The following is a 13,084-nucleotide window of genomic DNA, read 5'->3' as shown; positions in this document are numbered from 1 at the left end:
TGAATGGAATTTTTAGATGAGCCAGAAACAGCCCACATGAACGAAGATCGAAAGACGCTCTGAACAGTTAACACAGCTTGCGGAACTGGTATAAACGCCGTAGCTTCCGCAATAATGCCCCTCGAAACAGACGAAAATCATATTTTTATGCCAAAATCATCGCTCGACAAGATTGACCTAGAGATCCTGAAAAGCCTTCAGGAAGACGGACGCCTGACCAATGTAGAGCTGGCAGGCAAGGTTGCCTTGTCTCCCTCCCCATGCCTGCGCCGCGTCAAAAACCTTGAAGACAGCGGCGTGATCAACGGCTATCAGGCCTCCGTCAACCGCAAAACAGTTGGCCTTGGCATGACAGTTTTTGTTGAGATGCGCGTGGGCAAGCAAAGCAGAGCGCAGATCATGTCCATCATCGATCGCGTCACCTCCCAGCCAGAGGTCGTCTCCTGCCACCTTGTCTCCGGTCAGTCCGATATTCTTGCTGAAATCGTTGTTCCAACACTGGAAGCCTATGACGTCTTCCTCTCTGACTTCCTGATGACACTCGATGGCGTTGAAGACGTGCGCTCCAACTTCGCGATCCGCACGCTCAAGGCAAACGGCCCGCTCCCACTGCAGCATCTGGAGGCCATCGTCGAAAGCGATTAGACCACAACGGCCCTATGGAACATCGTTGTTCTTGCTCTTGCCTGTCACGATCTGTGCCATACTGACAAGCTCGGAGATCCGCTCCTGAAGAAAGTTGCTGTTTTGAGCGATAAGCAGCATCTGCCGTTGATAAAGGCAAAATAGGTAGGCACCAATACAAAGCCCCAATCCTAGGATGGAGAGGGGCTGTCCCAGTGAGACAAGCCCGATGTAGAGCAGTGGCGGGAAAACCGTCACCGTGACCGAACACAGCGACACCCACCAGTCTCCCTTATGAAACCCGTTGATCGGCATCGTCAGGATCGCCGTGGTCGCAAGCAAACAGCGATCCTTCATGGTTCGCGCAATGTTCACCGCCTGCCGCAGGTACAGCGCGGTCAGCAAACCGGCAACGGCAAGCACATAGGGCGCACTCATAACGCAGAACCCATAGGCCCGCACAACCAGAGGCGCCCTCTCCTCCCACACACCGGAAGGTGTCTCCAGCACTGCTCCAATCACCAGCAGAGCCGCATAGGCAATCGCAAGCAGATGCAGTCGCCATGCCGAGTCAATTGCATGTTCGATCACACGAACCTTATCGCTTTCGTCACTCACCAGCCTGCCTCAACCAAAATCCTGACCACAAAAGCGTTTCACAGTGCACTCATGAAGCCAATTCCATTGAAATCAGGGGCGACCCTCCACAAGCAGGTGGGCAAAAAAAAGGCGGCACGCAAAACGCACCGCCTTTAAAACTTGATCAAGAAGTTAGCTTAGCCGAGCTTGGCCATGATTTCCTCAGAGATATCGAAGTTGGAGTAGACGTTCTGCACGTCATCATCATCTTCCAGCGCATCCATCAGTTTCATGATGGTGCCAGCTTTCTCTTCGTTCACTTCCACAAGGTTCTGCGGCTTCCAGATGGTCTTCACAGACTCAGCTTCGCCCAGCGCCTCCTCCAGTCCCTTGGAGACTTCGGAAAGATCTTCGAAAGCACAGATGATGGTGTGACCATCTTCGTCGCTCTCAACATCATCAGCACCAGCTTCAATGCCTGCTTCCATAACAGCGTCCGCATCACCAGCTTCAGGCTTGTAAACAAGCTCGCCAACACGGTCGAACATGAAGGAAACGGAACCCGTTTCACCCATGGACCCACCGTACTTGGTGAAGTAGGAGCGCACATTCGCAGCAGAGCGGTTTTTGTTGTCAGTCAGCACTTCAACAATAATCGCGGTGCCGCCTGGGCCATAACCCTCATAGCGGATCTCGGAGTAATCAGCACCATCACCACCCTGAGACTTTGCAATCGCGCGGGCAATGTTGTCCTTTGGCATGGACTGACCCTTCGCGTTCTGTACAGCGAGGCGCAGGCGCGGGTTTTTGTCCGGGTCAGGATCACCCATTTTCGCAGCAACGGTGATCTCTTTAGAAAGACGAGAGAACAGCTTGGAACGTACAGCATCCTGACGTCCCTTGCGGTGCATGATGTTTTTGAATTTTGAATGTCCGGCCATTGGTCTTCCCGGCTTGTGTTTAGAATAAAACGTAGGGCCCAAAGGAGCGCTCACCAAGCCGCTGATAGCTTGGACAGCGCTCTCCCCGACAGGAATGTCGCATAACGTCGAGCCAATTTGTTGAATGCTTATAAGACGCTTACACGACAAAATCCAGAGCAAGAAACCGCCAGATACAACGCGGCCTCACTCTTCCTCACCATTCGCCATGCAAGCAGCACATATTATCTGAGTTAGCCGTTAGCTGCACTTGGCCAGAATGGCGGAATAATCTGCGACAAACGCCCGCCGATACGCACTGGTGACACATGTTTGGCCAGACCAGTACGATCATCCGTTTCAACCGCAACACCGCAGATCGTGGCCTCACCCAGCGCAGGCGTAAAACGGGCACCATTCATTTTGCGCAGGAACCGGTTGACTGGCTCTTCCTTATCCATACCCAAAACAGAATCGTAGTCGCCGCACATACCCGCATCGGACATATACGCCGTGCCACCCACCAGAACCTGATGATCAGCAGTTGGAACGTGCGTGTGCGTGCCAACAACCAGCGTTGCACGACCATCGCAGAAATGCCCCATCGCCTGCTTCTCACTGGTCGCCTCAGCATGCATATCAATAATGACCGCATCAGCCATAGCGCCCAGCGGGCAGTCAGCCAGAATTTTGTCAATAGCCGTGAACGGACAATCCAGCGCATCCATGTAAACACGGCCCATCACATTTACGACCAGCACATCAGCACCATTACGGGCACGGTACAGGTTTGCGCCCTTGCCCGGAGTGCCGGACGGATAGTTTGCCGGGCGAAGCAACCGCTCCTGCCGCTCAATGTAAACAAGCGTATCGCGCTGATCCCAGATGTGGTTACCCGTGGTGACAACATCTGCACCCGCATCCAACACGTTTTCGAGAATTTCTTCGGTAATACCAAAGCCTGCTGCGGAGTTTTCGCCATTCACAACAACGAAGTCCAACTGGTTGTCTTCAATCAGTTGAGGCAGTTCGTCAGTCACGGCATTGCGGCCAGCGCGCCCAACCAGATCACCAAGAAACAGCAGCTGCATCTATAAACCCTTTCAAGCGTACCCCCGAAACGCCCGCTCGGCTTTCTATCAGGATACGCATAAAACAAAACGAGGAGCATGACGCGTCATTTCACAAAAACGCAGACATGCTCCGCCGCGTACTCCAGACCCAAAGCTCAATGATGAAAGAATACGCGCACATCTATTGGACCAAAGCAGCCCCGCCAGCTTTAAAGCCAATCCCCCGCAAGTGCCCAACGGTCCTGCGGATAAGGATGACCATAAAACAAGAGGCTCAGACATCGCGCTGGTTTCTTAAAAGAAACGCTGATGCTCAAACCCCTGCAAGTCGCTCTAATCACCAGTTCTTAGAAGCCCACGATCTGTCAGGATGCCATCCAGCCGACGATCATGCGGTTCCATCGGAACCTCTTCTACCTCTTGAACAGCAAATGCAACCCCAATCGCGGTGAGATTGGTAAGTTTTTCCAGCTCACTCAATGCACGATCGTAAAAACCTTTGCCATAGCCGATCCGGTTGCAACGCCGGTCAAACGCCGAGAGCGGCACCAGCACAAAGTTGGGATGCACCACCTCCGCCTCCGGCCCCGGTGCCATACTTCCAAAGCTGGCAGGCACCAATGGACCGTCCTTTTGCAAAAGGCGAAACTCAAGATCATCACCAAGAACAATCGGAAGACACAAAGAACATCCGGCCTGCGCGAGCGCATCCATCAAAGGCCGCGGATCAATCTCATCCCGGATAGGCCAGAACCCTGCAACCACAGACCCCGGTTCCACCTCAAGCTCAGCTACAAACTCAACAAGACCCAGCGAGTGTTCAATCCGCTCCACAGGCGAAAGCGTCCCTCGCGCCGAAAGCCCAGCCTTACGAACTGCCTTTTTGACCTCAACCAGCGATCCGGCAACATTCTCTGCTTTTGACAAAACCCACTCGTTTCCACTTGAATTTCCAAAGATTCCGGGAGGTATCTTGCCACAAGCGGAGGGGAGAAAGAAAGCCTCCTCAGCGCCACTTACTCTCGGCACTTATAGATGAAGGCTGGAAATACTCGTTCGGGAGGGCTAGTTTCCCAAAGCACATATCATTTATTGAGAGAGCCTTTGCAACGTGTCATCATCACTGGCGCAAACGGTACAGGCAAAAGCCATTTAGCCCACCGCTTTGCAACACAGCGGCCGGACCTGCCGGTAATCTCGTTCGATTCAATAAAGCTAACCCAAAACTGGGTGCAGCGCTCAGAACCAGAAATCGAACAAGCACTGCTCAGCACAATTGCAAAGGACCAATGGATTCTCGAAGGCGGCCCGAGCCTGCTCCATCACGCTTTACCCAGAGCAGACTGCGTCATCTGGTTAGATCCACCTGAATGGATCAGAGCGTGGCAGCTGTTCTCTCGGCCTTGGCGACATAGGGGCAAAACACGGCCAGAATTACCACCCGGCAACATCGATTGGCCGTGGCAGCAATACCGCTTTGCCTTTCACGCCCTCAAAAAGCGCAAAGCAATGATCAACAGTATCTCATTGCAACTAAGCCGCCAGCAAAATCTAAGTGTCCACCATATCCGATCAAGAAACCAGCTGAACCAAATAGTCTTTGAATTGGCGTTGTCTGAGCCCCAAGGCCAAAATCGAAGCTGACAGAAAGAAAGGCCGAGTATTCAACCCGTTATCAACGGTCTCGTTTCGGAAGTCATTTTCTGACGCGCACGATTGCCGGAGCGCCACTTTTTATGCCTTGAGGTCTTTGCTCGAATCTAGCGCGAATAAGCACTGCTTTAACCACCAATGATATTTACCGTGCGATTACCATAGCGATCCGCGACCGCCAAAGTGCAGCCAGTCACGATGCCGTCTGCATTAGGGCAGGAAAAAGGACCAACCGACAGGTTTACATTTTGGTCGCCAATGGTGCCTGTAGCAATCGCTCCCTGATCGCGTGCAGTGACAAATTGCATTGATATTGATCCAGACGTTCCATCACTACAGCTGACAAGAATCGCGTAGTAAAGATTGTCTACACTTCCTTGGCAGGTGCGGCCACTGCTACCCCTTAGGGTCAAGTCACCACCCACCACTTGGCCAGTGAAGGTCTCGCGCCCATTTTCCAACTGTCCTGTAACATCTGCTTGTGCCAATTCGCTTCCTCCCACGCCTATACAGCCAGCTAGAAAGCCACCAAGACAACAAACTTTAATGATACCAAGAGTATTCATGAGTAAAACGCCTGATTATTATTGTTTGATCGGGTTCTTTAGGCGTTGATATCTCAACAATTCAATAAACAATTTGATCAAAAGGCGTTCTCTTCAGAAGCCCATAAGCAATTGCATGAAAATGCTCATTGCACCCCCACCAATCGTCAAGGTTAGGCATGTCCGCTCAGAAAACCAGCTGAACCAAATTGTCCGAGAATGGGTATTGTCTGCGCCCCAAGGGAAACCGGCGCTGACAAAAAAGAAAGGGCGTGCCACAACAGCCGTTGGAGAATGTGCAATCCCGGAGAACCTACTATGTAGGTGGGCGCCGTGTCCCCAAGCCCACGAGCGAGGGAAGGAACAGCTCCCTAAGGAATGCGTAAGGCCCCGGGGATATGTGTCTCCTGACGAACCGCGCAGCAACGCAAAGGCTGATATAGGCCAGAGCGGATCGAATTACCAGCACTTCCCATCACGCTCTCACATTTTTTACCAAAAGCACAACAGATCTGAAAAGACTGAGAACCGTGCGCCTAACCCAACCCGATAGCGAAGCGCGCAAGCTTAGGTTATCCTGACATTATGGCACACTGTACTTTTTATGAAATTGCACAAGGCCGATTGAAGCCTGATGCGACCGTCTTCGAAAATGAAAGCGTAGTTGCTTTCTTTGATCGCGGCTCGATCGCCCCGTACCACACGCTGGTTATCCCGAGGCAGCATTCCACCAACATCTATGATGTCGAAGAAGATGACTTGGTCAAGCTCACCAGTGCCATTCGGAAGATATGTCTGATCTACAAAGAAAAACTAGACATCAACAACGTCCAGATCATCAGCAGCAATGGGGCCGAGGCGCAGCAGGATGCTTTTCACTTACACTTTCACATCGTGCCGCGCAGTAAAGGAGATGGGCAAGACATTCAATGGAAGCCCGATCCCACACTACCCGGACGCTTTCAGGAACTCCTGTCACGCCTCAAATCCAAATGAAATAAAGATTAGCCCAGAACCAACGACGCACCGAACTTAAGCTGCGCTTTCTTCTTCCTCGCGCAGCTCGTTGTCGATATCTGTGCCGAGTTTCTCAATCTTGTCTGCGCTCTCCAGCAGACGCGTCACGATTCTGGCTTCCTTGTCGCGGTGCTCTTCCTCAAGCGCTTCAATACGGCTCAAGAAGCGCTGTTCCTGCGCAGCCAGACGCTCCTCAACAGAAGCCTCGGCTTTACCAAGCTCTTCGATACGTGCTTCAGCAGCCTTCAGCTTGCGCTCAACCTCTGCAAGGTGATCGGTCACCATAATGCCTGCCATCACGGTTAAGCGCTGGTCGCCGATCTCTCCGAAGTTCTCTCTCAAGCTGTTGATGCTGTCGTCAAAACGCTGAGCAAGGCCGAGCAGACGCTCTTCCTCACCATCGTCACACGCCATGCGAAAGCTGCGATCATTGATTGTTACTGTAATCTGCGCCATTGATCTTAGCTCTCCTGTCCTTCGAGAACAGTACGAATGGATTCCATGGCAGCAACAAGGCGACGCGAAACATCCTTGTTAACATCTTCAAGTCGCGAACCATGCGCCTCGGCCTGATCAAGCTTGGAAGCCAGCTGCGTGCGATCCTCGCCAATTCTCTGCAAGTCGTTCTCTAACGCATCAATGGTCTTGTCACGGGACGTTCTGCGATGAAGCGCTCCTTCAAGCTTCGTGATGGAGGCAGTAATACGATCCAGCGCCTGATCCAGATCTTGCCCACTATCCATCTTCACCTCTGACATCTACCTGTTTCCGTACTCACATAACATCAGTCGCCACGCAAAATGGCAACCCGACCCTATCCCGTCTAGGGAAGCGGAGGACAATTATCCATCAGCTCGGCGGAATCGTCGACCGTTATTCACACCATATATTAGGAAGAGGTGCGAACCACCTCATTTAGCGGCACTTACCGAACTCAAGAATGAGTGCGACTCGAAATTCTCCCCGACGCAACATTCATGAACAAAATACAAGCGTCACCACCACAAAAATCTAATCTACGCGTATTTTACGCTAAGCAAATCCCCTCATTCAGTAGACCTTGGCAACATAACTTGTGTTGACAAATGTTATTCAAAACTCAAAAGCGCTCAACTTACGCAATAAACAGCTTCGGAGGAGCTCAGTTTCATTGACTCAACTCTCTGACCTGCTATGTCTCCTTCCGTTATTCGTTCGTAGACAACTGCCAATTTGCATTAGTCTGGGGCAAAGACTATGGCAACTGTCGTCGAATTTACACTAGCTAATAGTAAAGAACCGGCTGCCCATCCGGGTCGACAGCGGGAATAAGATGACCGACCTCGAAAAGCACTCTCGCATGGCGAATGCGATACGCTTTCTTTCAATGGACGCCGTTGAAAAAGCAAAATCTGGCCACCCTGGACTTCCAATGGGTGCAGCTGACATCGCAACGGTCCTGTTTTCCAAATTTCTGAAATTTGACCCAAACTCCCCGAAATGGGCTGACCGCGACCGCTTTGTGCTCTCCGCCGGCCACGGATCGATGCTCTTGTATTCCACACTCTACCTTCTGGGATACGAAGACTTCTCCATCGAGCAGCTTCAGCAGTTCCGCCAGCTCGGCGCACGCACATGCGGCCACCCGGAATATGGTCATGGCGCAGGCATCGAAACCACCACTGGTCCTCTCGGCCAGGGCCTTGCAAACGCAGTCGGCATGGCAATTGCTGAACGTATGCAGGAAGAGCGTTTCGGCAAAGATCTGGTAAACCACTACACCTACGTTCTGGCAGGTGATGGTTGCTTGATGGAAGGCATCTCTCAGGAAGCGATTTCCCTGGCAGGCCACCTCAAGCTGAACAAGCTGATCCTCATCTGGGACGACAACGGCATCACCATTGATGGCTCCGTTGATCTGGCTGACAGCACCGATCAGATCGCACGCTTCAAGGCCTCCGGCTGGAACACCATCGCAGTGGATGGCCATGATCCGGAAGCAATCGAAGCTGCCCTGACCGAAGCTCAGTCAAGCGACAAGCCAACCATGATTGCGGCCAAGACCACAATCGGCTTCGGCTCTCCAAGCAAGTCCGGCACGAACAAAGTGCACGGCGCTCCTCTCGGCGCAGAAGAAATCGCGGCAACCCGCGAAGCGCTCGGCTGGTCCGCTGAGCCGTTTGAAGTACCAAGCGACATTCTCGATGCATGGCGCATCGCTGGTCTGCGTTCCGCAAACGCGCGCAAAGAATGGGAACAGCGCTTCAACGAAGCCAACCCGGAACTGCGCGGCGAATTCGAACGCCGGAACCGTGGCGACCTGCCAGCTGGCTTTGACGCAGCAATCGACGCCTATAAGAAAGAGCTTGCAGAAACCCAGCCAAAGATCGCGACCCGTAAGGCGTCACAGGCTGTTCTGAAAGTAGTCACAGGTGTTGTGCCTGAAACCATCGGCGGCTCCGCTGACTTGACCGGTTCCAACAACACCAACACCGAGTTCACCGCACCAATCACTCCGGACGACTTCTCCGGTCGCTTCATCCACTGGGGCATCCGTGAACACGGAATGGCTGCAGCAATGAACGGTATGGCACTGCATGGCGGACTTATCCCCTACTCTGGTGGCTTCCTGATCTTCTCCGACTACTGCCGTCCATCCCTGCGTCTGGCAGCTCTGATGAAACAGCGCGTCATCCACGTGATGACCCACGACTCCATCGGTCTGGGTGAAGATGGTCCAACCCACCAGCCTGTGGAACACTTCGCGGCTCTACGTTGTATCCCGGATCTGCTGTTCTTCCGCCCAGCGGACATCACAGAGACCCTGGAATGCTGGCAGCTGGCAATGAAAGCCGCTGATAATCCTAGCGTTTTGGCTCTGACCCGTCAGGACCTGCCGTCCCTTCGCCCTCACTACGAAAGCGAAAACCTGTGTGCCAAAGGCGCATACGTCATTGCTGACTGCGAAGAAGACGCAACCGTTACTCTGTTCGCATCCGGCTCCGAAGTTGAGATCGCAGTGGAAGCGAAAAAAGAGCTCGACGGCAAGGGAGTTGCCACTCGTGTGGTCTCCGTTCCTAGCTTCGAACTCTTTGAGCAACAATCTGACGCATACAAGAATTCCATTATTGGTGGTAGTCCAGTGAAGATCGCTGTTGAAGCGGGTGTTCGTATGGGCTGGGATCGCTTTGTCGGTTCCGATGGTGGATTTATCGGCATGACAGGCTTCGGAGCCTCAGGCCCATACAAAGAGCTCTATGAGCATTTCGGGATTACTGCAGATGCAGTGGTCCAAGAGGCTGAAAAGCGCCTTGGCGTAAACGAAGACGCCTAAAGCTGATGATACGAAGCTTCTGGCTCCTCTCAGCCAGAGGCCTCTCGGAAGACGGCCGGCAAGAGCTGGCAGAATATAAAAACGCGGGCGTTATGAAACGCCCTACCGAAAGAGGTTCTTAAATGGCAGTCAAGGTAGCCATCAATGGCTTTGGTCGCATTGGTCGTAATGTTCTTCGCGCAATCATTGAATCCGGTCGCACCGACATTGAAGTTGTAGCAATCAACGACCTCGGCCCAGTTGAAACAAACGCACACCTGCTGCAGTTTGATTCCGTACACGGCAAATTCCCTGCAAAAGTGACAGTTGACGGCGACACCATCGACGTTGGCCGTGGCCCAATCAAAGTAACTGCAGTCCGTGACCCTAAAGAATTGCCTTGGGGTGAAATGGGTGTAGACATCGCGATGGAATGCACCGGCATCTTCACCGCAAAAGAAAAAGCTTCACTGCACCTGGAAGCTGGCGCAAAGCGCGTTCTGGTTTCTGCTCCTGCAGCAGGCGCTGACAAAACAATCGTTTACGGCGTAAACCACGACACCCTGACTTCTGAAGATCTGGTTGTTTCCAACGCATCTTGCACCACCAACTGCCTGTCCCCAGTTGTATCTGTACTGGACAAGGCTGTTGGCATCGAAAAAGGCTTCATGACCACCATTCACTCCTACACTGGTGATCAGCCTACTCTCGACACAATGCACAAGGATCTGTACCGCGGCCGCGCAGCAGCTCTTTCCATGATCCCAACCTCTACTGGTGCTGCAAAGGCTGTTGGCCTGGTTCTGCCTCAGCTGGCTGGTAAACTGGACGGCGTTGCAATCCGCGTACCTACTCCAAACGTTTCCGTTGTTGACCTGACCTTCACCGCGAAGAAAGACACTTCCGTTGAAGAAATCAACGCAGCAATCCGCGCTGCAGCTGACGGTGAACTGAAGGGCGTTCTCGGTTACACCGACGTGCCAAACGTTTCCATCGACTTCAACCACGACCCACACTCCTCCATCTTCCACATGGACCAGACCAAGGTCATGGAAGGCACAATGGTTCGTATCCTCACCTGGTACGACAACGAGTGGGGCTTCTCCAACCGCATGGCGGACACCGCCGTTGCGATGGCAAAGCTCATCTAATCAGAAAGGGGCCGCTGAGAAGCGGCCCTTTTTTTCACATATACCAGTGCGGAGTGATCCAAACCCTGAGCCGCACCATTTAGTGCGAAGACTCCCATAGATTTGATCACGAACTCCGCAAAGTCTTTCTGTAAAGAATTCGACCAGCATAAGGTCACAGACAGAAATTCCGGAGATTTTTATGTCTTTCAAAACTCTTAGCGACGCCGAACTTTCCGGCAAACGTGTTCTGGTCCGCGTAGACCTCAACGTTCCAATGAAGGATGGCAAGGTAACCGATGCGACCCGCATCGAGCGCGTCCTGCCAACCATCCGCGAAATCTCCGAGGCTGGCGGCAAGGTCATCCTTCTTGCGCACTTCGGCCGTCCAAAAGGCAAAGTCGTCGCAGAAATGAGCCTTGCCCCTGTTGCAGGCCCTGTTGCAGACCTGCTCGGCAAACCAGTTGCATTTGCCAATGATTGCACCGGCGATGTGGCGAAAGCTGCTGTTGACGCAATGGCTGACGGCGACGTTCTGCTTCTGGAAAACACCCGCTTCTACGCTGGTGAAGAAAAGAACGACCCTGAATTCGCAAAAGCACTGGCTGCAAACGGCGATCTGTACGTAAACGACGCGTTCTCCGCAGCACACCGCGCCCACGGTTCCACTGAAGGCATTGCAAAGCTGCTTCCTGCATTCGCAGGCCGCACCATGCAGGCAGAGCTGGAAGCACTCGGTTCCGCGCTCTCCACGCCAGAGCGTCCTGTTCTGGCAGTTGTCGGCGGCGCAAAAGTGTCCTCCAAGATCGACCTGCTCGAAAACCTCGTGTCGAAAGTGGACATTCTGGTCATCGGCGGCGGCATGGCAAACACCTTCCTCGCAGCAAAAGGCGTGAACGTTGGGAAGTCCCTGTGCGAGCACGATCTGGCTGACACAGCAAACCGCATCATGGCAGCCGCTGAAAAAGCAAACTGCGAAATCGTTCTGCCAGCAGATGCCGTTGTTGCTTGGGAATTTGCAGCTAACACCAAGAATGAGACCGTTGCTCTCGATGCAATCCCAGCTGACGCAATGATGCTCGACGTTGGCGCAGCCTCCATCGAAGTTGTGAAAGAAAAGATCGACACCGCGAAGACCCTCGTTTGGAACGGTCCGCTCGGCGCGTTCGAAATCGCACCATTCGACAAGGCAACCGTTGCAGCAGCCCAGCACGCAGCAGCGCGCACCAAAGAAGGCAAGCTGAAGACTGTTGCAGGTGGCGGTGACACCGTTGCAGCACTCAACCACGCAAAAGCGAGTGAAGATTTCTCTTACATCTCCACCGCTGGCGGCGCGTTCCTTGAGTGGCTCGAAGGCAAGGCACTACCAGGCGTTGTTGCTCTGGAAGCTTAAAACAGCTCTTTCTCAGATAAATTCGATTTGAGGGGCCTTTTTGGTCCCTCTTTTCGTTTTATTCTCGCTTTTGCCTAGAATTTGACACAGCCACTTGAAAAAGAGAGCAAGACGCTGTTTAGAACTAATCCCAATGAATGGGCCGGAGGCTTGGCGTAGGTTACACTACGGCCATGATCTCTTTTTATCGGAATTTTACTAGGAGCAACCTAAGTGCATCCGCGTCTGTATCTTGTCACCCCACCAACCTTTGACCTCGACGAGTTCGAAGGGCAACTCAAACAAGCTTTGGAAGGTGGCGACATTGCGAGCCTGCTGATAACCATGCCGGACGCAAACGAAGGTGAGCTACAGGCCGCTGCAAAGCGTCTGGTGCCGCTGGCACAGGCCAAGGAAGTTGCTGTTCTGATTGAAAACAACACCCAGATCATGGGCCGCTCCGGCGCGGATGGTCTGCACGTGTCCGGTTCTGATGCAACGCTGGAAGACATCATGCAGTCTTTCCCGGAAGATCGCATCATCGGCCACGCAGGTGTAAAGACCCGGCACGACGCGATGGTCGTTGCTTCTATGGGCGTCGATTACATGTTCTTCGGTCTGCTTTCACTCAAGCAGGAAGAAGAGCCACATCGCAAATCACTGGATTTCGGCAGCTGGTGGTCTGAGGTATTTGAAACGCCATGTGTCGTTTTGGCAGGTACCTCAGTTTCCTCAGTTGACACTGCAGCGCAAACTGGCGCTGAATTTGTGGCAGTACGCGAAGCTGTCTGGAATCACCCTGAAGGGCCAAAAGTGGCCGTTGAGCAGGCAAACGCAATCCTCTCAACGCACAATCTGGCGGAAGTTGAGGACTAATCT

Annotated in this window: 14 protein-coding genes and 1 other RNA gene; 7 read left to right on the top strand and 8 right to left on the bottom strand. The window is 53.0% G+C overall.

The features are described from left to right. The first annotated feature begins 147 nt into the window (after positions 1-147). Positions 148-645: an Lrp/AsnC family transcriptional regulator gene (locus tag IE076_RS15440; protein WP_189437669.1), complete on the top strand. Its 498-nt coding sequence runs from the start codon at positions 148-150 to the stop codon at positions 643-645. A gap of 12 nt (positions 646-657) precedes the next feature. Here the strand turns inward: IE076_RS15440 and IE076_RS15435 are convergent, their stop codons facing one another. The 4 genes from IE076_RS15435 to IE076_RS15420 all read right to left on the bottom strand — a co-directional run bounded on the left by IE076_RS15435 (position 658) and on the right by IE076_RS15420 (position 4,123). After that, positions 658-1,242, bottom strand: a complete 585-nt coding sequence (locus IE076_RS15435; RefSeq protein ID WP_209009163.1) for a hypothetical protein — start codon at positions 1,240-1,242, stop codon at positions 658-660. A gap of 158 nt (positions 1,243-1,400) precedes the next feature. Continuing rightward, complete coding sequence (locus IE076_RS15430) at positions 1,401-2,144, bottom strand: YebC/PmpR family DNA-binding transcriptional regulator (RefSeq protein WP_189437668.1); 744 nt, start codon at positions 2,142-2,144, stop codon at positions 1,401-1,403. A gap of 233 nt (positions 2,145-2,377) precedes the next feature. After that, on the bottom strand, positions 2,378-3,214 hold the full coding sequence (locus IE076_RS15425) for a TIGR00282 family metallophosphoesterase (protein ID WP_189437667.1): 837 nt from the start codon (positions 3,212-3,214) through the stop codon (positions 2,378-2,380). A gap of 315 nt (positions 3,215-3,529) precedes the next feature. Then, complete coding sequence (locus IE076_RS15420) at positions 3,530-4,123, bottom strand: 5-formyltetrahydrofolate cyclo-ligase (protein WP_189437666.1); 594 nt, start codon at positions 4,121-4,123, stop codon at positions 3,530-3,532. A gap of 177 nt (positions 4,124-4,300) precedes the next feature. On the opposite strand from IE076_RS15420, the gene IE076_RS15415 reads away from it, so the two are divergent. Further along, positions 4,301-4,840, top strand: a complete 540-nt coding sequence (locus tag IE076_RS15415) for an AAA family ATPase (RefSeq protein WP_189437665.1) — start codon at positions 4,301-4,303, stop codon at positions 4,838-4,840. A 137-nt stretch (positions 4,841-4,977) separates the two neighbouring features. Here the strand turns inward: IE076_RS15415 and IE076_RS15410 are convergent, their stop codons facing one another. Both IE076_RS15410 and ssrS read right to left on the bottom strand, forming a co-directional pair. Next, the gene (locus IE076_RS15410) at positions 4,978-5,415 is read right to left on the bottom strand and encodes a hypothetical protein (RefSeq protein WP_189437664.1); all 438 of its coding nucleotides are present in this window, start codon (positions 5,413-5,415) and stop codon (positions 4,978-4,980) included. 248 nt (positions 5,416-5,663) lie between these two features. Continuing rightward, positions 5,664-5,823: non-coding RNA, 6S RNA (gene ssrS, locus IE076_RS15405), on the bottom strand. A gap of 156 nt (positions 5,824-5,979) precedes the next feature. On the opposite strand from ssrS, the gene IE076_RS15400 reads away from it, so the two are divergent. Next, entirely contained in the window at positions 5,980-6,390 is a 411-nt protein-coding gene (locus IE076_RS15400; protein ID WP_189437663.1) for an HIT family protein, read from the top strand. 36 nt (positions 6,391-6,426) lie between these two features. Here IE076_RS15400 and IE076_RS15395 read toward each other — a convergent pair whose 3' ends face one another. After that, complete coding sequence (locus IE076_RS15395) at positions 6,427-6,867, bottom strand: cell division protein ZapA (RefSeq protein ID WP_189437662.1); 441 nt, start codon at positions 6,865-6,867, stop codon at positions 6,427-6,429. Positions 6,868-6,872: 5 nt separating this feature from the next. Continuing rightward, a complete protein-coding gene (locus tag IE076_RS15390) occupies positions 6,873-7,169 on the bottom strand; it encodes a DUF4164 domain-containing protein (RefSeq protein ID WP_189437661.1) in 297 nt (98 codons plus the stop codon). A 554-nt stretch (positions 7,170-7,723) separates the two neighbouring features. On the opposite strand from IE076_RS15390, the gene tkt reads away from it, so the two are divergent. The 4 genes from tkt (at position 7,724) to IE076_RS15370 (ending at position 13,081) form a co-directional block, all read left to right on the top strand. Then, complete coding sequence (gene tkt, locus IE076_RS15385) at positions 7,724-9,724, top strand: transketolase (protein WP_189437660.1); 2,001 nt, start codon at positions 7,724-7,726, stop codon at positions 9,722-9,724. A 122-nt stretch (positions 9,725-9,846) separates the two neighbouring features. Next, positions 9,847-10,854: a type I glyceraldehyde-3-phosphate dehydrogenase gene (gene gap / locus IE076_RS15380; protein ID WP_189437659.1), complete on the top strand. Its 1,008-nt coding sequence runs from the start codon at positions 9,847-9,849 to the stop codon at positions 10,852-10,854. A gap of 181 nt (positions 10,855-11,035) precedes the next feature. Beyond that, the gene (locus IE076_RS15375) at positions 11,036-12,226 is read left to right on the top strand and encodes a phosphoglycerate kinase (protein ID WP_189437658.1); all 1,191 of its coding nucleotides are present in this window, start codon (positions 11,036-11,038) and stop codon (positions 12,224-12,226) included. 213 nt (positions 12,227-12,439) lie between these two features. Next, positions 12,440-13,081 (top strand): thiamine phosphate synthase, encoded by a 642-nt coding sequence (locus IE076_RS15370; protein ID WP_189437657.1) that lies wholly within the window; start codon positions 12,440-12,442, stop codon positions 13,079-13,081. The last annotated feature ends 3 nt before the right edge of the window (positions 13,082-13,084 follow it).

Origin of the sequence: Pseudovibrio japonicus (genome assembly GCF_014651595.1) — a bacterium.
GTDB lineage: Bacteria > Pseudomonadota > Alphaproteobacteria > Rhizobiales > Stappiaceae > Pseudovibrio > Pseudovibrio japonicus.
Note: the sequence above shows the minus strand (reverse complement) of the source record. Positions and strands in the feature narration are given on the sequence as shown.